Origin of the sequence: Aminobacter sp. NyZ550, assembly GCF_025628925.2 — a bacterium.
GTDB lineage: Bacteria > Pseudomonadota > Alphaproteobacteria > Rhizobiales > Rhizobiaceae > Aminobacter > Aminobacter ciceronei.
In genome coordinates, this window is the sequence record NZ_CP114190.1 from 1,673,736 (window position 1) to 1,695,000 (window position 21,265).

A 21,265-nucleotide genomic window follows, 5' to 3' on the forward strand; every position below is an offset into this window, starting at 1 on the left:
GCCGGGACGTTCCTCTTCTCCCCGAAAAGGTCTGCCGCGTCCTCGGCGCCAAGCTAGATACGCTGTCCCACGTCGATCCTGTTGCCGTCGGGGTCGGCAAACACGAAGGCCCGCTGGCCGTAGTCCTTGTCTTTCAGCGATTTGATGATCCGAACGCCGGCGGCCTCGCAGATGGCGTAGAGCGCGTCGATGTCGTCGACGAACATGTGGAACGCGTTGACGGTTGAAGGCGCGTGGTCGCGGCTCTGGCTCAGATGGATCTCGGCGGCGTCCTTCTTCAGCACCATGAAACCCACGGGACTACCGTTCTCGAACACTTTCTGCATGCCGAGGATTTCGGAATAGAAGCGGAATGCCGCCTGGATGTCACGGACGGCAAGGCCTGGGGCCGCCCGGCCGAAGGTGATCGAATGAATGGGGGATGGACTCATAATGTGCTCCTGATGGCGAAAAGGCAGGGGCGGCGATGCGCATACCAGGTGAGGAGCGGTGTCCTGCGGGCAAGCTCGCATGGAAACGGACATGAGGGAAGACCCATCGCACCTCAGGTGCGATCGTCCTCAGCCACCCGCCAGGTCGAAGGCCTTGCGCAAGGTGACTGGTGCGGTGTTGCGCCAGGCGGCGACCAGCGCGCTGCGCAGCGTCGGCTCGTCCGCTGCCGCCAGCATCACCCGCGTCCAGCCCTGCTTGCCCCAGCCGCCTTCGACCGGCCGGAACACCGTGGTCTCCGCTCCGCACATCACTTCCTGCTGGTCGCGCGTCAGCTTGATCACGGCATTGCCGTCCTCGGGCAGGGTGGCGAAGACACGGTCGCGGACACGGAAGTCGGGCTTGCCGAAATGCGATTTCTCGGTCGCCCCTGGCAGTTCCAGGGCGATGCGTCTGACATCTTCAGGTGTCATGGTATTCGAACCCGTAATTGTCTGCCCTTAATATCGAGAGTTGCCGCGGACAGCGCAAGTTGCGCAGGGGCGCTTCACGACCAAATCGCTGCCGAGGACGTCCTCAGTCACCTTCGGCCTCGGGATCGAGCTGCGGATGGCGGCGGCGGTGGGTGGCGGCGACGCGGGCGGCCTGTTCGTAGATACCTGTCACCAATTCCAGCGTGTGTGCTGCGTCGGCCAGCTTGGCGGCCAGGTCGGGCACGCGGGTCACCGCATCGATGAGCAGCACCGAGCGGATATCAGCGTAGCGCTCTGTGACGCGATGGCCGAGCGGCGTCACCTCATAGGTCACGCCGGTCCTGCCGCTGCCGGTGCGCTTGACGAAACCGCCCTTGATCAGCTTGCGCAGGCTGTACTGGATGTTGGGAATATCCTCGCGATTGGTCATGTGGGCGAGGTCATGGATGGTCTTGGGCCGATCGTTCATTCGGATGACGTGCAGCAAGGCGTTCTCTGCACCCGTCGCCGAAAATTCGATCACCGTGGCGAGGCATTCCGCCTGCCAGCGTCCGAACGCTTCGTAGGAGCGCATCAACGCATATTCGACTTCGGTGACGTCGATTTCGAGCGGCGTCCGGGCGAGATGCCAGCCGCGATCAAGCAGTTCGGAGCCCGGTACAGGTTTGTTTTCCTTGCTCATTCTTCGCCCTCCTGAACCTTCGGACCATGCCTTGCCGTGGCACATTGCGTCTACATGAATTTATGATAGACTTTCTATTATAAAGTTCATTTTATGGGGAGGAGACCCAAACATGAGCATGCTCGGCGCCACTGCATCCGCAGTGCAACCCTTCTTTCTCGGCACCTTTGCGTCCAACTGTTCCAGCGGCATGACCGTCACCAAGATACCGGATCGCTGGGACAATTCCTGGGGCAACAATCTGCGCCTCGGCAAGCTTCTCGACGACGCCGGCATCGACTTCATGCTGCCGATCGCCCGCTGGATCGGTTATGGCGGCGAGACCAATTTCCACGGCAACGTGCTGGAGACGATGACCTGGGCGACGGCGCTTCTAGCCCACACCCGCAACATCACGGTCTTCGCCACCATCCACACTGTCGCCAACCATCCTGTTGTCGTTGCCAAGCAACTGGCAACGATCGACCAGATCAGCGGTGGACGCGTCGGCCTCAACATCGTTGCGGGCTGGAACAAGCCCGAATATGAAGCGCTTGGCCTGACGCTGCCCGACGATCACGTCACCCGCTATGGCTATGCCCAGGAATGGTTCGACGTGGTCAGGGCATTGTGGAGCCGCGCCGAGGCCTTCGACTGGGACGGCACCTATTTCAAGCTCAAGCAGGTTCTTGGCGATCCAAGGCCTTCGGCGCGCCTGCCGATCCTCAACGCTGCCGGCTCCGATCATGGCCGCAAGTTCGCGATCCAGAACGCCGACTTCCTGTTCACCCCGGCGATCGACCTGGCCCGCTCGAAGGACGAGATCGCCGCGCTGAAGGCGCAGTCGAAGCAGGCCAGCCGCGCAGTCGATGTGCTGACCTTCTCGCATGTCGTCTGCCGTCCGACTGAAAGGGAGGCACTCGACTTCCTCAACTATTCGGCCCGGGAGAACGCCGATTGGGAGGCCGTCGACAATCTCGTCCGGCTACAGTTCGCCCATGCACAGTCCTTCCCGCACGATCTGCTCGCACTCATCCGCGACCGCATGGCGGCGGGTCATGGCGGCTTCCCGCTTGTCGGCACGCCTGAGCAGGTGGCGGATGGCATCACCGCGCTTCATGAAACAGGCTTCCGCGGAACCACCTTGTCGTTCGTCGATTACGCCGAGGAATTCCCCTATTTCCGTGACAACGTCCTGCCGATCCTGGAGGCGCGAGGCATACGCATCCCGCCTCTGGCGAAGCGTTCGGCGGCGTGAAGGGCGACGAGGTCATGACGATCCCCATTTCTGTTCCTCTCGTTCCCGTGGGGGGCGCTGATTTCCGCGCCGCCATGCGGCTCATCGTCGGCAATGTCAGCGTCATCACCGCCGGCGTCGGCGATGACCGCTCAGGACTGGTGGTGATTTCGGTCGTTTCACTGTCGGCCGAGCCACCCAAGGTCATCGCCTGCGTCAACCGGTCGTCGTCGACCTGGTCGGTCATCGAGCGGCATGGCCATTTCGCCGTCAATTCGCTTGGGCCGCAGCATCAGCAGGTCGCCGAGCGTTTTTCCGGCTTCGGCGGCATCAAGGGCAATGAACGCTACGAAGGTGCTGACTGGCTCACGCTGAAGACCGGGGCGTCGGTGCTGTCGGATGCGGTCGCCGCTTTCGATTGCAGCCTCGACGAGATGATTGATCGCGGCACGCATTCGATCATCATCGGCTCGGTCGAGGCGGTCAGGACGCAGGATGCCGGTCAGGCGCTGCTCTACTGGCGCGGCGGTTACCGGCCGCTCGACGCCTGATGTCGGACCGACGGGAGAGGCGGCCTCAGGCCGCCTTTTCCGCCAGCACCATGTAGTTGACGTCCATGTCGCGGGATTTCTGCCAGCGGTCGGCCAGCGGATTGTAGATCACGCCGGTGCGGTCGATGGTGGCAAGGCCGGCGCCCGTCAGCGCCTTGTCCAGCTCGTCGGGGCGCACCAGCTTGCCGTACTGGTGAGTGCCGCGCGGCAGCCAGCGAAGCACGTATTCGGCGCCGACGATGGCGAGACCGAGCGCCTTTAAGGTGCGGTTGATGGTGGCGACGAACATGATGCCGCCGGGCTTGACCATCTCGCCGCACTTGCTGACGAACAGCTCCACGTCGGCGACGTGCTCGACAACTTCCATGTTGAGGATGATGTCGAACTTCTCGCCGGCGTCAGCGAGATCCTCGGCCGTGGTGGCGCGGTAATCCACCTTTACGCCGCTTTCGGCGGCATGGATCTTGGCTACCTCGATATTGGTGGCGGAGGCGTCGGCGCCGACCACTTCGGCGCCCAGGCGTGCCATCGGCTCGCACAGCAGGCCGCCGCCACAGCCGATGTCGAGGATGCGCAGGCCCTCGAAGGGCCTTGCGGCGTGAGTGTCGCGGCCAAAACGCTGGGCGACCTGGTCGCGGATGTAGCCGAGGCGGACGGGGTTGAATTTGTGCAGCGGACGGAACTTGCCGTTGGGGTTCCACCATTCGGCTGCGAGCGCCGAGAACCGCTCGACTTCTCCGGCATCGATCGTCGATGGGCGGGGATCTGGCATTGCTGTGGTCTCCGTCGGGCGCAAGGAAGTTGGGCGAGCGCAAGGAAGTCGTGTCTGGCGTCCCGATTGTCAAGGTGACATTTCCGCGAGCACCCATGCACTGCCCCGCGAGCCGTACCCATGGCGCTGTGCCGGCAAAAAAAGTCGCGATGATTTGTCTGGCCGGGCGTCCTTGCGGAATGCGTGGGTTTTGGCTATGCAGGCCGCGCATTCGACACCGTGCAATTCATCGGTGTTTTCATTCATTTTCCGGCCCCGTCGGGGCCGGCGTATTTGGCAAGGGCATTTCGCTTCTATGGCGCGCATCGTGATGAAATTCGGCGGGACATCCGTCGCCGACATCGCCCGAATCCGCAACGTGGCGCGTCATGTCAAACGCGAGGTCGACGCCGGCCACGAAGTCGCTGTCGTCGTCTCGGCGATGTCGGGCAAGACCAACGAGCTGGTCGGCTGGGTGCAGGAGGCTTCGAAGGCCGAAGGCGCCAATTTCAACATTTACGACGCCCGCGAATATGACGCTGTGGTCGCCTCGGGCGAGCAGGTGACGTCGGGATTGCTGGCACTTGCGCTGCAGGCGATGGGGATAAATGCACGCTCCTGGCAGGGCTGGCAGATTCCGATCAAGACCGACAACGCCCATGGTGCCGCCCGCATCCTCGACATCGACGGCTCGTTCCTGATCAAGCGTTTCCAGGAAGGCCAGGTTGCTGTCGTCGCCGGTTTCCAGGGCATCGGCCCGGACAACCGCATCGCCACGCTGGGCCGTGGCGGGTCCGATACGTCGGCTGTCGCAATCGCGGCAGCGGTCAAGGCCGATCGCTGCGATATCTACACCGATGTCGACGGAGTCTATACGACCGACCCGCGCATCGAGCCCAAGGCGCGTCGCCTGTCGCGCATTTCGTTTGAAGAAATGCTCGAAATGGCTTCGCTCGGCGCGAAGGTGCTGCAGGTCCGCTCGGTCGAACTGGCCATGGTGCACAAGGTCCGTACCTTTGTGCGTTCTTCCTTCGAGGATCCCGATGCGCCCGGCATGGGCGATTTCCTCAACCCGCCTGGTACTCTCATTTGTGACGAGGATGAAATCGTGGAACAGCAGGTCGTCACCGGAATTGCCTATGCCAAGGACGAAGCCCAGGTCTCGCTGCGCCGTGTCGCGGACCGGCCGGGCGTTGCCGGCGGCATCTTCGGCCCATTGGCCGAGGCCAACATCAATGTCGACATGATCGTCCAGAACATTTCCGAGGACGGCAAGTTCACCGACATGACCTTCACCGTGCCGTCGGGCGACGTCAACAAGGCGCTTGCCGTGCTCGAGAAGATCCGCCCCGACATCGGCTATGATGCCGTCCAGCACGACGAGGGCATGTCCAAGGTGTCGGTCATCGGCATCGGTATGCGCAGCCATGCCGGCGTCGCCGCCACGGCCTTCCAGGCACTGGCATCGAAGGGCATCAACATCCGCGCCATCACCACCTCCGAGATCAAGATTTCGATCCTTATCGACGGGCCTTATACTGAACTTGCGGTTCGGACTTTGCATTCCGTCTACGGTCTGGATAAGCAGTAGTATTAGGAGTCGAGCGTCACCGCGTTGCCGGCGTGGCAAGCACGTGCCGCGCCGGGTCCAACCATGGAGACGGTGAATGATACGTGACATGGCCGCCGGGCCGCGCGTACTTCTGAAACGGCTCCGCGAATTGATGGCGGAGCCCCTCGAGCCACAGGAACGGCTCGACAGGATCGTGCGCGATATCGCCGCCAACATGGTGGCCGAAGTCTGCTCGCTCTATGTGCTCCGCGCCGACTCGGTGCTCGAGCTCTATGCGACCGTCGGTCTCAATCCCAACGCCGTCCACCTGGCGCAGTTGCGTCTCGGCCAGGGTCTGGTCGGCACGATTGCTGCCAGCGCCCGCGCGCTCAACCTGTCCAACGCCCAGGAACATCCCGCCTTCGCCTACCTGCCGGAGACAGGCGAGGAGATCTACCATTCGTTCCTCGGCGTGCCGGTGCTCAGGGCAGGGCGCACGCTCGGCGTTCTGGTCGTCCAGAACAAGACCATGCGGCACTACCGCGACGATGAGATCGAGGCGCTCGAAACCACCGCCATGGTGATTGCCGAGATGATCGCCTCGGGCGACATTGGTCGCCTCAGCCGTCCCGGCCTCGAACTCGATCTGTCGCGCCCGGCGAGCTTCACCGGCATTGCCTTCAACGAAGGTGTCGGCCTCGGCCATGTCGTGCTGCACGAGCCGCGCATCGTCGTCACCAACCTGTTCAACGAAGACAGCGACGAGGAGCTGCGCCGACTCGAGGATTCGCTCGGTTCCCTGCGCTTGTCGATCGACGACATGCTCGAACGCCGCGACGTCGCCTTCGAGGGCGAGCACCGCGAGGTTCTCGAAGCCTACCGGATGTTTGCCAACGACCGTGGCTGGGTGCGCCGTCTCGAAGAGGCGATCCGCAACGGCCTGACGGCGGAAGCTGCGGTCGAAAAGGTGCAGAGCGACATGCGCGCGCGCATGATGCACATGACCGATCCTTATCTGCGCGAGCGGATGAGCGATTTCGACGACCTAGCCAACCGCCTTTTGCGCCAGCTGCTGGGTCGCGGCCCCGAGACCATCGCCGAGAGCCTGCCCAAGGACGCCATCATCGTTGCGCGTTCGATGGGGGCGGCCGAGCTGCTCGACTATCCGCGGGATCGCTTGCGCGGCCTGGTGCTGGAAGACGGTGCGCCGACGTCCCACGTCGTCATCGTCGCGCGCGCCATGGGCATCCCCGTCGCCGGACAGATGAAGGGCGTCGTTTCCATGTCGGAGAACGGCGATCCGATCATCGTCGACGGTGTCGAAGGCGCTGTCCACCTTCGGCCGCAGCCCGATCTCGAAGCAGCCTATGCTGAAAAGGTGCGCTTTCGCGCCCGCCGCCAGGAACTCTACCGCGAACTGCGCAAGAAGCCGTCCGAAACAAAGGACGGCGTCAAGGTCGACCTGTTGATGAATGCCGGCCTCGCCGTCGACCTGCCGCAGCTCGCCGAGGCGGGGGCTGCCGGCATCGGCCTGTTCCGCACCGAGCTGCAGTTCATGGTGGCCTCGACGTTCCCGCGCGCCGAAGCGCAGGAGAAGCTCTACCGCGACGTGCTCGACACTGCGCGTGGCCGTCCCGTCACCTTCCGCACCATCGACATTGGCGGCGACAAGGTGCTGCCCTATTTCAAGGGCTCGGCGCAGGAAGAAGAAAACCCCGCACTTGGCTGGCGCGCCATCCGCCTCACGCTCGACCGTCCCGGCCTATTGCGTACCCAGATCCGGGCGCTGCTCAAAGCCGCTGGCGGACGCGAGCTCAAGGTCATGCTGCCGATGGTCACCGAGCTTGGCGAGATCGCCCAGGCGCGCGAGATTATCGACCGCGAGGTCCGCCACCTCTCCCGCTTCGCGCACCATTTGCCGACGAGCCTGAAACTCGGCGCGATGATCGAGGTGCCGTCGCTGTTGTGGCAGCTCGACGAGCTGATGCAGGCCGTCGATTTCGTCTCGGTCGGCTCAAACGATCTGTTTCAGTTCGTCATGGCCGCCGACCGCGGCAACACTCAGCTTGCCGACCGCTTCGACACGCTGTCGGTGCCGTTCCTGCGCGTGCTGAAGCAGATCGCCGATGCCGGCCTGCGCAACCACACGCCGGTGACCCTGTGCGGCGAGCTCGCCGGGAAGCCGATCTCCGCGATGGCGCTGCTTGGCCTCGGCTACCGCTCTATCTCGATGTCGCCTGCTTCCATCGGTCCGGTCAAGGCGATGCTGACCGAACTGCCGCTTGGCGAACTTACCGCCTTCCTCGACGATAACCTTGCCGGTCCTGCCGCCCGCCTGCCGATGCGCGCGCTGCTCCAGGCCTTTGCGGACGACCGTTCCATACCATTATGATCAGCCTGCCCCACGACAGAATGAACCAAGTCGTCAAACGCTTCGACATGCTCGAAGCGCAGATGGCCGCCGGTCCGGCGCCCGACGTCTACGTCAAGCTCGCCTCCGAATATTCCGACATCCAGGACCTCGTGGCCAGGATCCGCGAATTGCGCTCCGCCGAGCAGGAGCTCGTCGATCTCGATGCGATGCTATCCGACAAGGGTACCGACGCCGAGATGCGGGCGCTGGCCGAGATGGACAAGCCCGAGGTCGAGGAGCGTATCGAGGCGCTGCAGCGCGAAATCCAGATCCTGCTGTTGCCCAAGGATGCTGCGGACGACAAGAACGCCATCCTCGAGATCCGCGCCGGTACCGGCGGCGACGAGGCAGCGCTTTTTGCCGGCGACCTCTACCGCATGTACGAACGCTATGCTGCCTCCAAGGGCTGGCGGTTCGAGGTCGTGTCGGCAAGCGACGGCGATGCCGGCGGCTTCAAGGAAGTCATTGCGGGTGTCTCGGGCAAGGGCGTGTTCGCGCATCTGAAGTTCGAGTCGGGCGTGCACCGCGTCCAGCGCGTGCCGGCGACCGAGGCCAGCGGCCGCATCCACACCTCCGCCGCCACAGTCGCGGTGCTGCCGGAGGCGGAGGAGGTCGACATCGATATCCGCGCCGAAGACATCCGCATCGACACCATGCGTGCCTCGGGCTCCGGCGGCCAGCACGTCAACACCACCGACTCGGCGGTGCGCATCACCCATCTGCCCACCGGCATCATGGTGGTGCAGGCGGAAAAATCGCAGCACCAGAACCGTGCGCGTGCGATGCAGATCCTGCGTGCCCGCCTCTATGACCTGGAGCGCAGCCGTGCCGATGAGGAACGCTCGTCGTCGCGCAAGTCACAGGTGGGTTCCGGCGATCGCTCCGAGCGCATCCGCACCTATAATTTTCCGCAGGGGCGCCTGACCGACCACCGCATCAACCTGACACTCTACAAGCTCGACCGGGTGATGATGGGCGAACTCGACGAGGTCGTCGACGCGCTGATCTCCGATCACCAGTCGAAGCTGCTGGCCGACATGGGCTCGGATGGCTGAGCGTCCGCTCGGCGAACTTCTGCGCCACGCGCGCCAGCGCCTTGCCGGTGCGGGCATCGCCGACGCGGCGTTCGACGCGCGGCTGCTCGTCGAGCACTTTTCAGGCACCACGCGCAGCGACGCAATTGCTTCGCCCGACAGGCCTGTGGCGCAGGTGGCCGAGATCGAGGCGGCGCTCGATCGCCGTATCGCCGGCGAGCCCGTGCATCGCATCCTCGGCTACCGCGATTTCTATGGCATGCGGCTCAGTCTCTCCACCGAGACGCTCGAACCGCGCCCCGATACTGAAACACTCGTCGACGCCGTGTTGCCTTTCGTCCATGCGACCGCTGTGCGTGAGAGTGTCTGCCGCATCCTCGATCTCGGCACCGGCACAGGCGCGATTGCACTGGCGCTGGTCACCCAGGAGCCAAAGGCCGAGGCCATCGGCGTCGACGTCTCGGAGGATGCACTGGCGACCGCCGCGGCCAACGCCGAAGCTCTTGGCGTGTCATCACGCTTTTCGGCAAAAAAATCCAACTGGTTTGCCGAGATTCAGGGCCGCCACCATTTAATCGTCTCAAATCCTCCCTATATATCCACTTCAGAGATCGACGATTTGCAGAACGAGGTTCGCAATTTTGATCCGCGCCGCGCGCTCGACGGTGGCCCGGACGGTCTTGAGCCATACAGGATGATCGCGTCGGGTGCCGGGCGCCACCTTGAAGAAGGTGGCCTTATCGGGCTCGAAATCGGGCACGACCAGCGCCACGACGTGACCGTGATATTCGAGCAAGCCGGCTACCATTTATCCGCCCATTACAAGGACTTGGGTGGCAATGACCGGGTGCTCGTATTCAGCTGCTGAGCAAGGCTTTTGGGCACTGCAAAAAACCGCTTGGCAAGGAAAGTGAATGCCGCTAGGTTCCCGGCAACCGGATGAGACGAAGCAGGCAGTGCTGTTACAAGATTCGGTTTCCATCGAAACTAGCTGCCTTCTTGCGTAGACGACGCTCTAGCTTCGTGCGGGGATCGTCCGGCAAGTGACATGAACCGAAACAGGATGGCATGTGGCGCCGACGCAGCAAGACTGCGGGCGATCACCGGCGGAAAGATACGAAACGGCAGGCCGCCTAAGTGCCCCCGTTCGGATACTTCAACACAAAGAGAATCTGATGAGGCCACAACAGCAGAATAGGCGCATGCGCGGTCGGAATAACAACAATAATAACAACAATAATAACAACAACGGCAATAACAACCGCAAGGGTCCAAACCCGCTTACGCGTAACTACGAGAGCAACGGTCCGGACGTTAAGATCCGCGGCTCCGCGCAGCAGATCGCCGAAAAATACGCCACGCTGGCGCGCGATGCGCAAAGCTCAGGCGACCGCGTGATGGCCGAGAACTACCTACAGCACGCAGAGCACTATAATCGCATCATTGCCGCCGCCATGGCGCAGATGCCGATCCAGCAGCAGCAGCAGAGCCGCGACGACTTCGACGCCGACATGGACGACGAGCGCGACGAGGACAGCATCGGTAACAACGTTGCCGAGGTCCAGGTCCAGCAGCCTCAGCCGCAGCCGGTCGTCAACGGCACTGGCCCGCAGCCCGACATCGAAGGCACGCCGGCCGAGGTCGCTCTCAATCCGGAAGCCGCCGAAGGCCAGCCGCGCGAAGGCCGCCGCGAACGTCGTCCCAACCGCAACGAACGCCGCCCGCGCCATCAGGAGCAGCAGGCCGAAACTGCACCGACGGACGTCGTCGCCGTGGTCGAACAGCCGCAGCCTGACGTCGTGGTCACCGAGGCCGTCGTTGCTGAAGTTGCCCCTGCCACTGAGGCTGCCGAGGGCGAAGTTGTCGCGGCACCGCGTCGTGGCCGTCGTCCGCGCCGTGGCGAGCGCGCCGCAACCGAGGTGCAGGGCGAAGCCGGCGATACGCCGGCAGCCGAGCCTGCCGCCGTCGAAGGCTGATCGCCTTCGCAACCACGGGCTTCAAGCCATTTGAAAACGGCGGGATGAAAATCCCGCCGTTTTTGCTTTGACGTCGGCCAGGCGTGCCGGCCCGCAAATCGGGTTTGCTTTCGCAACGCACGACGCGCAGACTCCGGAAAACCCCGTATCATTTGGGCGTCAAAAAATGACGCCCAGCACTCCAGGTGTGCCTTGAGGTATATCGTCCTACGCACCATATCAGCCTCAGTTGGATCCGGCCCGGTCGGGCGGGTCCGTCACCTTGAACCTGGCCGGTGCCGCAAAGCGGGCCGGTACGGAATGGAGACACCGAATGAATCTTGAGAAGTATTCCGAGCGCGTCCGCGGCTTCATCCAGTCGGCCCAGACCTATGCGCTTTCCAACAATCACCAGCAGTTCACGCCCGAGCACATCCTCAAGGTGCTGATGGATGATGACGAAGGCCTTGCCTCGTCGCTGATCGAGCGCGCCGGCGGTAACGCCCGGGATGTCAGGCTCGGCGTCGAGGCCGCCATCAAGGCGATGCCGAAGGTCGAGGGCGCCGGCGGCCAGCTCTATCTGGCGCAGCCGCTCGCCAAGGTGTTTTCGACCGCAGAAGACCTGGCCAAGAAGGCCGGCGACAGCTTCGTCACCGTCGAGCGTCTGCTGACTGCGCTTGCCGTCGAGAAGTCGGCCAAGACCGCCGACATCCTCGCCAAGGCAGGTGTCACGGCGCAGGCGTTCAATGCTGCGATCAACGATATCCGCAAGGGCCGCACCGCCGACTCGGCTAGTGCCGAGCAGGGCTATGACGCGTTGAAGAAATACGCGCGCGACCTCACCGCCGATGCCCGCGCCGGCAAACTCGATCCGGTTATTGGCCGCGACGACGAGATCCGCCGCACCATCCAGGTGCTGTCACGGCGCACCAAGAACAATCCCGTACTGATCGGTGAGCCGGGCGTCGGCAAGACCGCCATCGCCGAAGGATTGGCCCTGCGCATCGTCAATGGCGACGTGCCCGAAAGCCTCAAGGACAAGCAACTGATGGCGCTCGACATGGGCGCGCTGATTGCCGGCGCCAAGTATCGCGGCGAGTTCGAGGAGCGGCTGAAGGCCGTTCTGTCGGAAGTCACCGCGGCTGCCGGCGGGATCATCCTGTTCATCGACGAGATGCACACGCTCGTCGGCGCCGGCAAGGCCGATGGCGCGATGGATGCGTCCAACCTGCTGAAACCGGCCTTGGCGCGCGGTGAGCTGCATTGCGTTGGTGCCACCACGCTCGATGAGTACCGCAAGCATGTCGAAAAGGACGCGGCCCTTGCTCGTCGCTTCCAGCCCGTGTTCGTTTCCGAGCCGACGGTCGAGGACACCATCTCGATCCTGCGTGGCCTGAAGGAGAAATACGAGCAGCACCACAAGGTGCGTATCTCGGACTCGGCACTGGTCGCGGCTGCCACGCTGTCGAACCGCTACATCACCGACCGCTTCCTGCCCGACAAGGCAATCGACCTCGTCGACGAGGCCGGCTCGCGGCTGCGCATGCAGATCGATTCCAAGCCGGAAGCCCTCGACGAGATCGACCGCCGCATCATGCAGCTGAAGATCGAACGCGAGGCGCTCAAGCTCGAAAAGGACGACGCCTCCCGCGACCGGCTCGAAAGGCTCGAGAAGGAGCTGGCCGGGCTCGAGGAAGAGTCGACCAGGGTGACCAGCCAGTGGATGGCCGAGAAGGAAAAACTCGGTCTCGCCGCCGACCTCAAGGGCCAGCTCGAGGAAGCCCGCAACGAACTCGCCATCGCCCAGCGCAAGGGCGAGTTCCAGAAGGCGGGCGAGCTTGCCTATGGCCGCATCCCCGAGCTCGAAAAGAAGCTCGTCGAGGCCGAGGCGCAGGAAAGCCGCGGCACGATGGTCGAGGAGACCGTCACGCCCGACCATGTCGGCCATGTCGTTTCGCGCTGGACCGGCATCCCGGTCGACAAGATGCTCGAAGGCGAGCGCGAGAAGCTGTTGCGGATGGAAGACGAGATCGGTGTTCGCGTCGTCGGCCAGGGCGAAGCCGTCCAGGCGGTGTCCAAGGCCGTCCGCCGTGCCCGTGCCGGCCTGCAGGATCCGAACCGGCCGATCGGCTCGTTCATGTTCTTGGGCCCGACCGGTGTCGGCAAGACCGAGCTCACCAAAGCGCTCGCCGACTATCTGTTCGACGACGAGCATGCGCTGGTGCGTATCGACATGTCCGAGTACATGGAGAAGCACTCCGTTGCCCGGCTGATCGGCGCACCTCCCGGCTATGTCGGCTACGAGGAGGGCGGGGCGCTGACCGAGGCCGTGCGGCGCAGGCCCTATCAGGTCGTGCTGTTCGACGAGATCGAAAAGGCGCATCCTGATGTCTTCAACGTGCTCCTGCAGGTGCTCGACGATGGCCGCCTGACCGATGGTCAGGGCCGCACCGTCGACTTCCGCAACACGCTGATCATCATGACGTCCAATCTCGGCGCCGAATATCTCGTGGCGCTCGGCGAGGACGAGGATGTCGACAAGGTCCGTGACGAGGTCATGGGCGTGGTCAAGGCGTCGTTCCGGCCGGAGTTCCTGAATCGTGTCGACGAGGTCATCCTGTTCCATCGCCTGCGTCGCCAGGACATGGGCCGGATCGTCGAGATCCAGCTCAAGCGGCTCGAAAAGCTGCTGTCCGATCGCAAGATCACGCTGTCGCTCGACAAGGACGCAATCGACTGGCTCGCCAACAAGGGGTACGACCCGGCCTATGGCGCCCGCCCGCTCAAGCGCGTCATCCAGAAGGAGCTGCAGGACCCGCTCGCCGAGAAGATTCTGATGGGCGACATTCTCGACGGCTCGACCGTCAAGATCACCTCGGGCTCGGACCGGCTCAACTTCCGCTCCAAGCCAACGGTGGTGAGCGAAGAGGCGGCTGCCTGAGCAGCGACAAAAGCCCTCCCCCTTCCTGGGGAGGGCTTTTTCTTATCGGCCGCCTGGGGGAGCTGCGATGACACTCGACGATTACAACGGCTTCTGCGCCTCGTTTCCACACACGACCCATGTCGTGCAGTGGGGCGGGGCGCATGTCTGGAAGGTCGGCGGCAAGGTCTTTGCCATCGCCGGCTGGAGCGACGGCGTGGGACTTGCCGTTACCTTCAAGGTTTCCGAGATGGCATTCGACATTTTGAAGGAGCAGCCCGGTCTCCGGCCAGCGCCCTATCTTGCCTCGCGCGGCATGAAGTGGATCCAGCGCCAGAACGGCGAAACCATGGACGACGAGGGGCTGCGCGACTATATCGGCGAGAGCCACCGGATGATCGCGGCCAAGCTGCCGAAGGCAATGCGCAAGCAGCTCTGCCTTCCCGCCTGACCCGCGATTCTCAGGCGCCGCGCAGTCTGCCAAGGCCTCAAAATCCTACTAACACGGTCATTTTCATGCCCCGTTCATGTTGGAAGGGTTAGCAGATCATTATTGGATGTCAGTGGATAACATTGATTCACGGCGGCCGGCCTGTGGGCGGCCGAGATTCGGAGAGATGTGGCGACCATGTTGCGCAAGATCGTTGTGCTTTCGGCCATGGCCACCGGCCTGTCGGCGCTCCAGGCAGCGGCCGCGATCGTGCCGTCAGGCGAGCCCGTCTCGCCACGCGTGCGGGTTGGCCAGAACCTGCTCCAGCTTGCCCAAAGCGAGGTCGAGGTCTTCTACGACAGCCGCGGCAACCGTGTGCTCGTCGATCCCTACACCGGCAAGGTCATCGCCGTGCAGCCGCCGGAGAGCCGCCTCAACCGCCAGGCCTTGCGCCGCGAACTGCGCCGCCAGGAGCTGCGCCGCGACTACCGCCAGGGCGACGTGCTGATCGGACCGGCGGATGACGGCTATTACAGCGACGACGCGCTTGCCGTTCCGGCCGAACCCAATGGTGACGACTACTATAACAGCGATCCCAACGCCTTCCCCGAGGCGCCAAGCGGGCCGCGTGTCGTTTCGCGCGAACCGCTCCAGAGCCCGGACGATCAGCCGGCGCTGCCGGCCAACCCGCGCATCACCGATCGGCCGCTCGAGCCGTCCATCGCGGTCAAGGGCCGCGAGGACGTCGCTTCGCTGCAGATACTTCTCGATCGCCTCGGCGCTTCGCCCGGTGTCATCGACGGGCGTTTCGGTTCGAACGTCGACAAGGCGCTTGTCGCCTATAACGAGATGACCGGCGCCAGCCTGAAGTCGACTGACGCCGAAGGCATCAAGCAGGCGCTTGCCGAAACAGGCGGCGACGCCTTCGGCTCCTACACCATCACGCCGGAGGACGCCGCCGGCCCTTACATCGCCTCGGTTCCGGCCGACTACAGCGAGAAGGCCCAGCTCGAGCGCATGGCCTTCACCTCGGTCACCGAAATGCTCGCCGAGCGTTTCCACATGGACGAGAACTATCTCAAGGCGATCAATCCGGACGTCAATTTCAACCGCCCGGGCACCATCGTGAAGGTCGCCAATTTTGGCAAGCTGGTGAACAAGCCGGTGTCGCGCATCGTTGCCGACAAGGGGCTGAAGCAGGTTCGCGCCTACAACGAGGCCGGCCAGCTCGTCGCCGCCTATCCGGCGACCATCGGCTCGGGCGACACGCCGTCGCCGACCGGTATTCATGCGGTGTCGCGCGTCGCGCTCGACCCCAACTACACCTACAATCCCAAGATCAATTTCAAGCAGGGCGAAAACAACAAGGTCCTGACCATCCCGCCGGGCCCGAACGGCCCTGTCGGTTCGGTCTGGATCGCGCTGGACAAGCCGACCTACGGCATCCACGGCACCCCGGATCCCTCCAAGATCGGCAAGACCGAAAGCCATGGCTGCGTGCGCCTGACCAACTGGGACGCGCGCGAACTCGCCAAGATCGTCAAGGCAGGCGTGCCGGTCGAATTCATGGAGTAGCTCCGCTAGTGCCGCAATGGCCGTGGAGAGACCCTCCGCGGCTCGGAATTTTTGCCACCTGCGGCGACACGGTTCCGGCTCATTGCCGACGGACGATTTTCGATGATCCAGCCGACAGCTCGGGAAATCGCCGAGGCCCTGCATCAGCCCGAATTCCTGTCCGCAACCGTCATCGACAGCGGCCAGAACAACCGCATCTTCGATACGGGCAAGGTCATCGTGCGGATACCCCGGCACGACGAGGCGCGCCGCGATCTTGCCCGCGAGGCCGACGTGCTCGCCGTCCTGGCGCCGATGCTTCCCGTGCCGGTGCCCGCGCCGGAGCTGAGAAACGTCGGCGCGTATGTCGTCGCCGTCCATCGCAAGCTGCCCGGCGAGCCGCTGCTGTCGCTCGATGGAATGACTGCTGCGCAGGCGCAGGAACTGGCCCGAGACCTCGCGCTGTTCCTGTGCGCGCTTCATGCGCTCCCACAAGACATGCTCAGGGACGCCGCTCCCGCTGACCCCATGGCCGAGTGGCGCGATCTTCTTGAGCGGCTTGAAGCCAAGGCGCTGCCGTTGCTGCCGGCTGCCGTCGCCAATTCCATCCGCAACAGTTTCATCAGGTTTCTAGGGCGTGTCCCCGACGCTCCGCGCACCATCACGCATGGCGATTTCGGCACCGGCAACATCCTCGTCGACAAGGGCAGGGTTTCAGGCGTCATCGATTTCGCCGGCTGCGGGGCGGGCGATCCCGCCTATGATCTCGCCAGCCTGTCGGCCGGGCTGGGCGACGATGTCCTCGCGCTGATGGCGCCGCATTATTCCGGCATCGCCGGGATGCGGGATCGCATCACCTTCTACCGCAGCACTTTTCCGCTGCTCGACGTTCTGTTCGGTGTCGACCATGGCGATGCGGTCGCACTCGACGCCGGGCTGCGATCCCTGACGGCCGGCAACGTACCGGCCTGACTTGCGCCTTGCATTTGGGCCATGGCTGCCGGCAAGTGTCCGGAGAATCGAGGTAGCGAGATGTACATCCGTTCCGAACAGCCGGCCGACGTCGACACGATCCGCGCGCTCACCCGTGCCGCCTTCGCGGACGCCCCGCATTCGAGCCAGACCGAAGCGGCGATCGTCGATGCCTTGCGCGATGCCGGTGCGCTGACGCTGTCGCTGATAGCCGAGGACGGCGGCAAGATCCTTGGGCATGTCGCCTTCTCGCCCGTCACCGTCGGCGGTGACGCAGGCTGGTATGGCCTCGGGCCGGTGTCGGTCTGGCCCGACAACCAGGGCAAGGGCATCGGCCAGGCGCTGATCCGCCTCGGGCTCGACGCGCTGCGTGGGATGGGCGCCAAGGGCTGCGTCCTCATCGGCGACCCGGCCTATTACAGCCGTTTCGGTTTCGTCGCCGACCCCGCCGTCACCTATGCTGGCCTTCCGCCGCAATATGTCCAGCGGCTGGCCTTCGGCGACACCGTCCCCGGCGGCGAGATCGTCTACCACGCCGGCTTCGAGGCGAGCTGAGCCAGCTGGGCTACAGGCACTCAGTGTACGCTCGCCGTTTCCCTGCTGAGGATGTCCACCAGCCGGTCGAAGCCAGTTTCGGTGCCCGAAATGCGCGCCGCCATCGCCTCGGCTGTGCCGAGAAAAGCCAGTTGCTCGGTGAACCGCATCCGCGTCCGGCCGGCTTCGGGCAAAAGCTGGATCGTGGCCAGCGATGCAGAGATGCGTTTGCCGCCATGGCTCATCTCGAAACCATAGATGATGCGCTCGCCGGCCACGATGTCGAAGTAGTCGGCGCGGAATGCCAACTCGGCACCGTCGGGCATACGCCAGCGCTTGGCCTCGATGCCGCCGACGCGAAAATCGAAACTGTCCTCAAGCGTCACCCAGTCGGCATGGCAGTCGTTCCACGCCCGCTTCAGCGCCTGGTCCGACCAGAAGCGGAAGGCGTGCCTGGGCGACGCCGGCAGCTCGCGCTCGACGACGAAGGTCTTGTGCGCCACGTCGGTCATTCACCTTCCTCCCCGGGAAAATCCTTCATTGCCTGGACAAGGCGGTCGAATGCCTCGTTCATCGCAGTCTGCCGCTGTCTCACCCAGTCGTCTATCTCGGACAGTGCCGCGGGTTCGATCGTGTAGGTGCGGGTCCGGCCGACCTTGCGCGAGGCGACGATGCCGCCGTCCTCGAGCACCTTCAGATGTTTCAACGCCGAGGGCAGCCGCATGCCTTGCGGTTCGGCCAGCTGCTTGACGGTTGCCGGACCCATGCTCAGCCGCTCGACCATGCCGCGCCGGCCGGCGTCGGCAAGGGCGGTGAAAACGCGGTCCAGTCGTTGTGCCTCGATCATCGGCCTGTCCCCTTGCTGTGCTCAGAGCAATTCCAGGAAAAGTGTGCAGCGGTTCTGCGTCCGGAATTGCTCGAAAACAGAGAGATAGAGAGATTCCGCGATTCGAAGAAAAGCGGAAACGCTCTAGTCATGAAGGAAGCGCTCCGGCATCAGTTCGCGATAGGGGAAGAAACGGAAATAGGGCCGCGCTTCGCCGACCGTCCGTCGCACCGACGGCCGCGCCATCAGCCGCTCGAAATAGGCAGCGAGATTGTGCTGGTCGCTGGCGAAGGGATGAACGATCGAGGCGTAAAACAGGCCCGGTGCCGCCGCGCAGTCTGCAATGGTGAAGTCCTCGCCCGCCGCCCAGTTCTTGTCCGCCAACTGGCGCTCTATCATCACATAGGCGGTGTCGAGCGTCCGCCGCGCATCCGCCACGCCGACCGGATCGTTGCCGCCTTCGGGCCGTATCCTGTCGGTGACGACCTTCTGCATCGGCACGCTGACATAAAGATCGAAGAAGCGGTCCCACAGCCTGGCGTCAAGCCTGCGCTCGGCATCCGCCGGCAGCATCGGCGCCGGCCCGGGATAATGCCGATCGAGATATTCAATGATGATGCTGGTCTCCGGCACCGTGCGATTGCGGAAGTCGTCGCGCAGCACCGGAATCTTGCCCACCGCCCATTTCGCCGCCAGCGCCGCCGTCTCTTCCGGATCGCCGAGGTCCACTGTCACAGGGATAAATTCGGTCCCATTCTCATAAAGCGCAATCAGCACCTTGTGGCAGAAGGCAGCGAGAGGGTGGGAATAAAGCGTCAGCGCCATTGCAGGGCTCCAGATAGTTTCCATATTCGGAAACTATTGCAGCGAGTTCGACTGCGCAAGAGAAAGTTTCCTTATGTGGAAACTATTTGCAGGGAGCTGGAGATCGAAGCGGGAGAGCTTTTCCACGGGGGCAGAGGGTCCCGGGCCTCGTTTTGCTCGCCCGGATGACGAGCTCGACCTGCTGCCGAGCGCCACGATACGGCAAGCCTATGTCGCCTGGCTTCCAGAATTCGTCCCCCTGGTCGCTTCCTGCGCAAAGCTTGCCCACATAGTCTCCAGCCATGGACATTTCCGACACCGCACCGACCCCGGCCAACAACAGCCACGTCTTCTGTCCGCCCGATGCGCGGCGCTATGTGCTCATCTCGGCGATCCTTGCCTCCAGCATGGGCTTCATCGACGGCTCGGTGGTGTCGCTGGCGATGCCGGTCATCCGGGCTGATCTCGGCGCCTCGCTCGTCGACGCACAGTGGATCAGCAACGGGTACATGCTGTTTTTGTCGGCGCTGGTGCTGCTCGGCGGCGCTGCCGGCGATGTTTTTGGGGTGCGCAACATCTTTGCTGCCGGCATCATCCTGTTCATGGTCACTTCGGCGGCCTGCGCGCTCGCTGTCGACGCCGAGATGCTGATCATCATGCGCGCGGCACAAGGCATCGGTGCCGCGCTGATGGTGCCGGGCAGCCTCGCCATCATTGCCAAATCCTATCCCAACGCGACGCGCGGCAAGGCCATCGGCCAATGGGCGGCGTTCTCGTCGCTGACAACCGCGATGGGGCCGTTCGTCGGCGGCATGGTGCTGTCTTTCGGCGCCGAATGGATGTGGCGGCTGATCTTCGCCATCAACGTACCGATCGGGCTCGTCGCCCTCACCATGCTGCTCAGCAAGGTGCCACAGGACCGGCCGTCGTCCAAGCGTCGGCTCGACATTGCAGGTGCGATGCTGGCAACCGTCGGCCTCGGCCTGATGGCCTGGGGCCTGACCGCCTTCGGCCTGCCCGCAGACGTTCGCGCTGTCTCGCCATGGCTGTGGATCGCGGTCGGGGGTGCAATCTTCGCCGGCTTCATCGTCTGGGAGAAGTGGGCGCGGGCGCCGATGGTCAAACTCGAGCTGTTCGCCTCACGTGCCTTCACCGGCGCCAATCTCTACACGTTGATCCTGTTCTTCGCCTTCAATGCAGTGCTGTTCTTCCTGCCGATGACCGTCGTTTCCGGCTGGGGTGCCAAGGAATGGGAGGCGAGCCTGCTGTTCCTGCCGCTGTCCTTGTTCATCGCAGGCTTGTCGAGCTATTCGGGCCGGCTGTCCGACGCCATCGGCCCGCGCTGGCCGCTGACCGTGGGTGCGGCAATCGTCGGCATCTCTTATGCAGGCCTTGCGCTGACAATGCCGCTGATGATGCTCTGGCAGGTGACGTTCCCTGTCCTGCTGCTCAAGGGCCTCGGCATGGCCATCGTCGTCTCGCCGGTGTCGGCGGCGGTGATGCGGGCGACACCGGAGGAGGACACCGGGCTTGCCTCCGGCATCAACAACGCGCTCGCCCGGGCCGCCGGCCTGATGGCGGTGGCCTCGCTTGGTGCCGTTGCAGGTGTGGTCTTTGCGAATATCCTGGGAACGGCTGCACCGGGCGTCGAGTTCGGCGCTTACGTGGCTGCGCCACTCGACGCGGGTGCGGAAGCCTTGCGGGTTTCGGCGACAAACAGCGCCTTTGCGGCGATCGCGGCGATTGCGGCCGCGATGTGCTTCGTCGCGGCAGCCGTCGCCTGGTTCACCCAGCCGTCGTGGAAAAGGCAGGAAAAAGCCTAGTTGTCGTTACGCAATTCCTGGGAAAACCGCCGCGCATTTTTCCTGGAGTTGCTTGAAATGGTCCATATCCCTCCCTTGACCAACACGGATACTCTAGCCGCTGACCTTGGCGGTGCTCGCCACCTTCAGTGCGTCCTTGTTTTCGTCCTTGAGCAGGTCGTCGATTCTCTCGCGCTCGCGTTTGAAGGCGACCAGTTCCTCGCCCTTGAGCACGCGGCCGGTGGGCAGGCGCACGCGCATCGGGTCGACCTTGGTGCCGTTGACGATCAGCTCGTAATGCAGATGCGCGCCGGTCGACAGGCCGGTGGTGCCGACATAGCCGATGACCTGGCCCTGACGGACGCGG

At 63.8% G+C, this 21,265-nt stretch carries 21 protein-coding genes (1 of these 21 running past the window's edge); 13 read left to right on the forward strand and 8 right to left on the reverse strand.

The annotated features are described in order from the left end of the window. Positions 1-53: 53 nt before the first annotated feature. From N7E70_RS08395 to N7E70_RS08405, 3 genes are all read right to left on the reverse strand, one after another. On the reverse strand, positions 54-431 hold the full coding sequence (locus tag N7E70_RS08395; protein ID WP_115730729.1) for a VOC family protein: 378 nt from the start codon (positions 429-431) through the stop codon (positions 54-56). 129 nt (positions 432-560) lie between these two features. Next, positions 561-902 carry an MmcQ/YjbR family DNA-binding protein gene (locus tag N7E70_RS08400; protein WP_154386158.1) on the reverse strand — a complete coding sequence of 114 codons (342 nt, stop codon included), beginning with the start codon at positions 900-902 and terminating at the stop codon, positions 561-563. 103 nt (positions 903-1,005) lie between these two features. Next, positions 1,006-1,584 (reverse strand): winged helix DNA-binding protein, encoded by a 579-nt coding sequence (locus tag N7E70_RS08405; RefSeq protein ID WP_154386159.1) that lies wholly within the window; start codon positions 1,582-1,584, stop codon positions 1,006-1,008. A gap of 112 nt (positions 1,585-1,696) precedes the next feature. Between N7E70_RS08405 and N7E70_RS08410 the strand changes: the two genes are divergently transcribed. Next, positions 1,697-2,821 (forward strand): LLM class flavin-dependent oxidoreductase, encoded by a 1,125-nt coding sequence (locus N7E70_RS08410; protein WP_154386160.1) that lies wholly within the window; start codon positions 1,697-1,699, stop codon positions 2,819-2,821. A gap of 14 nt (positions 2,822-2,835) precedes the next feature. Next, a complete protein-coding gene (locus tag N7E70_RS08415; protein WP_067966147.1) occupies positions 2,836-3,351 on the forward strand; it encodes a flavin reductase family protein in 516 nt (171 codons plus the stop codon). A 25-nt stretch (positions 3,352-3,376) separates the two neighbouring features. Here N7E70_RS08415 and ubiG read toward each other — a convergent pair whose 3' ends face one another. After that, a complete protein-coding gene (ubiG, locus tag N7E70_RS08420) occupies positions 3,377-4,123 on the reverse strand; it encodes a bifunctional 2-polyprenyl-6-hydroxyphenol methylase/3-demethylubiquinol 3-O-methyltransferase UbiG (RefSeq protein WP_182575199.1) in 747 nt (248 codons plus the stop codon). A 295-nt stretch (positions 4,124-4,418) separates the two neighbouring features. On the opposite strand from ubiG, the gene N7E70_RS08425 reads away from it, so the two are divergent. From N7E70_RS08425 to N7E70_RS08470, 10 genes are all read left to right on the forward strand, one after another. Next, positions 4,419-5,693, forward strand: a complete 1,275-nt coding sequence (locus tag N7E70_RS08425; RefSeq protein ID WP_067957796.1) for an aspartate kinase — start codon at positions 4,419-4,421, stop codon at positions 5,691-5,693. A 76-nt stretch (positions 5,694-5,769) separates the two neighbouring features. Next, positions 5,770-8,046, forward strand: a complete 2,277-nt coding sequence (gene ptsP, locus N7E70_RS08430; RefSeq protein WP_154386162.1) for a phosphoenolpyruvate--protein phosphotransferase — start codon at positions 5,770-5,772, stop codon at positions 8,044-8,046. Further along, the gene (gene prfA / locus N7E70_RS08435) at positions 8,043-9,122 is read left to right on the forward strand and encodes a peptide chain release factor 1 (RefSeq protein ID WP_154386163.1); all 1,080 of its coding nucleotides are present in this window, start codon (positions 8,043-8,045) and stop codon (positions 9,120-9,122) included. The genes ptsP and prfA overlap by 4 nt, the downstream gene beginning before the upstream one ends. Further along, on the forward strand, positions 9,115-9,969 hold the full coding sequence (gene prmC, locus N7E70_RS08440) for a peptide chain release factor N(5)-glutamine methyltransferase (RefSeq protein ID WP_067957801.1): 855 nt from the start codon (positions 9,115-9,117) through the stop codon (positions 9,967-9,969). The genes prfA and prmC overlap by 8 nt, the downstream gene beginning before the upstream one ends. Positions 9,970-10,303: 334 nt before the next feature. Further along, positions 10,304-11,077: a DUF4167 domain-containing protein gene (locus N7E70_RS08445; RefSeq protein WP_083948486.1), complete on the forward strand. Its 774-nt coding sequence runs from the start codon at positions 10,304-10,306 to the stop codon at positions 11,075-11,077. Positions 11,078-11,390: 313 nt separating this feature from the next. Continuing rightward, positions 11,391-13,997: an ATP-dependent chaperone ClpB gene (gene clpB / locus N7E70_RS08450; RefSeq protein ID WP_263006048.1), complete on the forward strand. Its 2,607-nt coding sequence runs from the start codon at positions 11,391-11,393 to the stop codon at positions 13,995-13,997. Positions 13,998-14,064: 67 nt separating this feature from the next. Continuing rightward, positions 14,065-14,427 carry an MmcQ/YjbR family DNA-binding protein gene (locus tag N7E70_RS08455; RefSeq protein ID WP_263006049.1) on the forward strand — a complete coding sequence of 121 codons (363 nt, stop codon included), beginning with the start codon at positions 14,065-14,067 and terminating at the stop codon, positions 14,425-14,427. 177 nt (positions 14,428-14,604) lie between these two features. Continuing rightward, a complete protein-coding gene (locus N7E70_RS08460; protein WP_067957813.1) occupies positions 14,605-15,981 on the forward strand; it encodes a L,D-transpeptidase family protein in 1,377 nt (458 codons plus the stop codon). A 102-nt stretch (positions 15,982-16,083) separates the two neighbouring features. After that, positions 16,084-16,932 (forward strand): phosphotransferase family protein, encoded by an 849-nt coding sequence (locus N7E70_RS08465; protein WP_154386166.1) that lies wholly within the window; start codon positions 16,084-16,086, stop codon positions 16,930-16,932. 60 nt (positions 16,933-16,992) lie between these two features. Next, positions 16,993-17,487, forward strand: a complete 495-nt coding sequence (locus tag N7E70_RS08470; protein ID WP_263006050.1) for a GNAT family N-acetyltransferase — start codon at positions 16,993-16,995, stop codon at positions 17,485-17,487. Between the two features lie 20 nt (positions 17,488-17,507). Here N7E70_RS08470 and N7E70_RS08475 read toward each other — a convergent pair whose 3' ends face one another. The 3 genes from N7E70_RS08475 to N7E70_RS08485 form a co-directional block, all read right to left on the reverse strand. After that, entirely contained in the window at positions 17,508-17,978 is a 471-nt protein-coding gene (locus N7E70_RS08475) for an SRPBCC family protein (protein ID WP_192314492.1), read from the reverse strand. Next, positions 17,975-18,313, reverse strand: coding sequence for an ArsR/SmtB family transcription factor (locus tag N7E70_RS08480; RefSeq protein ID WP_263006051.1), 339 nt, complete (start codon positions 18,311-18,313; stop codon positions 17,975-17,977). The genes N7E70_RS08475 and N7E70_RS08480 overlap by 4 nt, the downstream gene beginning before the upstream one ends. 123 nt (positions 18,314-18,436) lie before the next feature. After that, positions 18,437-19,117 carry a glutathione S-transferase family protein gene (locus tag N7E70_RS08485; RefSeq protein ID WP_263006052.1) on the reverse strand — a complete coding sequence of 227 codons (681 nt, stop codon included), beginning with the start codon at positions 19,115-19,117 and terminating at the stop codon, positions 18,437-18,439. Positions 19,118-19,398: 281 nt separating this feature from the next. Between N7E70_RS08485 and N7E70_RS08490 the strand changes: the two genes are divergently transcribed. After that, positions 19,399-20,919, forward strand: a complete 1,521-nt coding sequence (locus N7E70_RS08490) for an MFS transporter (protein ID WP_263006053.1) — start codon at positions 19,399-19,401, stop codon at positions 20,917-20,919. Positions 20,920-21,012: 93 nt separating this feature from the next. On the opposite strand, the gene N7E70_RS08495 is transcribed toward N7E70_RS08490, so the two are convergent. After that, positions 21,013-21,265: the final stretch of a M23 family metallopeptidase gene (locus N7E70_RS08495; RefSeq protein WP_067957839.1), read on the reverse strand. It continues 1,718 nt past the right edge of the window; only the last 253 of its 1,971 coding nucleotides appear in the window; the start codon falls outside the window, past its right edge; it ends in the stop codon at positions 21,013-21,015.

Coding starts and splice junctions, on each gene's coding strand:
- N7E70_RS08395 (WP_115730729.1), bottom strand. CDS start 431: ATGAGTCCATCCCCCATTCATTCGATCACCTTCGGCCGGGCGGCCCCA.
- N7E70_RS08400 (WP_154386158.1), bottom strand. CDS start 902: ATGACACCTGAAGATGTCAGACGCATCGCCCTGGAACTGCCAGGGGCG.
- N7E70_RS08405 (WP_154386159.1), bottom strand. CDS start 1,584: ATGAGCAAGGAAAACAAACCTGTACCGGGCTCCGAACTGCTTGATCGC.
- N7E70_RS08410 (WP_154386160.1), top strand. CDS start 1,697: ATGAGCATGCTCGGCGCCACTGCATCCGCAGTGCAACCCTTCTTTCTC.
- N7E70_RS08415 (WP_067966147.1), top strand. CDS start 2,836: ATGACGATCCCCATTTCTGTTCCTCTCGTTCCCGTGGGGGGCGCTGAT.
- ubiG (WP_182575199.1), bottom strand. CDS start 4,123: ATGCCAGATCCCCGCCCATCGACGATCGATGCCGGAGAAGTCGAGCGG.
- N7E70_RS08425 (WP_067957796.1), top strand. CDS start 4,419: ATGGCGCGCATCGTGATGAAATTCGGCGGGACATCCGTCGCCGACATC.
- ptsP (WP_154386162.1), top strand. CDS start 5,770: ATGATACGTGACATGGCCGCCGGGCCGCGCGTACTTCTGAAACGGCTC.
- prfA (WP_154386163.1), top strand. CDS start 8,043: ATGATCAGCCTGCCCCACGACAGAATGAACCAAGTCGTCAAACGCTTC.
- prmC (WP_067957801.1), top strand. CDS start 9,115: ATGGCTGAGCGTCCGCTCGGCGAACTTCTGCGCCACGCGCGCCAGCGC.
- N7E70_RS08445 (WP_083948486.1), top strand. CDS start 10,304: ATGCGCGGTCGGAATAACAACAATAATAACAACAATAATAACAACAAC.
- clpB (WP_263006048.1), top strand. CDS start 11,391: ATGAATCTTGAGAAGTATTCCGAGCGCGTCCGCGGCTTCATCCAGTCG.
- N7E70_RS08455 (WP_263006049.1), top strand. CDS start 14,065: ATGACACTCGACGATTACAACGGCTTCTGCGCCTCGTTTCCACACACG.
- N7E70_RS08460 (WP_067957813.1), top strand. CDS start 14,605: ATGTTGCGCAAGATCGTTGTGCTTTCGGCCATGGCCACCGGCCTGTCG.
- N7E70_RS08465 (WP_154386166.1), top strand. CDS start 16,084: ATGATCCAGCCGACAGCTCGGGAAATCGCCGAGGCCCTGCATCAGCCC.
- N7E70_RS08470 (WP_263006050.1), top strand. CDS start 16,993: ATGTACATCCGTTCCGAACAGCCGGCCGACGTCGACACGATCCGCGCG.
- N7E70_RS08475 (WP_192314492.1), bottom strand. CDS start 17,978: ATGACCGACGTGGCGCACAAGACCTTCGTCGTCGAGCGCGAGCTGCCG.
- N7E70_RS08480 (WP_263006051.1), bottom strand. CDS start 18,313: ATGATCGAGGCACAACGACTGGACCGCGTTTTCACCGCCCTTGCCGAC.
- N7E70_RS08485 (WP_263006052.1), bottom strand. CDS start 19,117: ATGGCGCTGACGCTTTATTCCCACCCTCTCGCTGCCTTCTGCCACAAG.
- N7E70_RS08490 (WP_263006053.1), top strand. CDS start 19,399: ATGGACATTTCCGACACCGCACCGACCCCGGCCAACAACAGCCACGTC.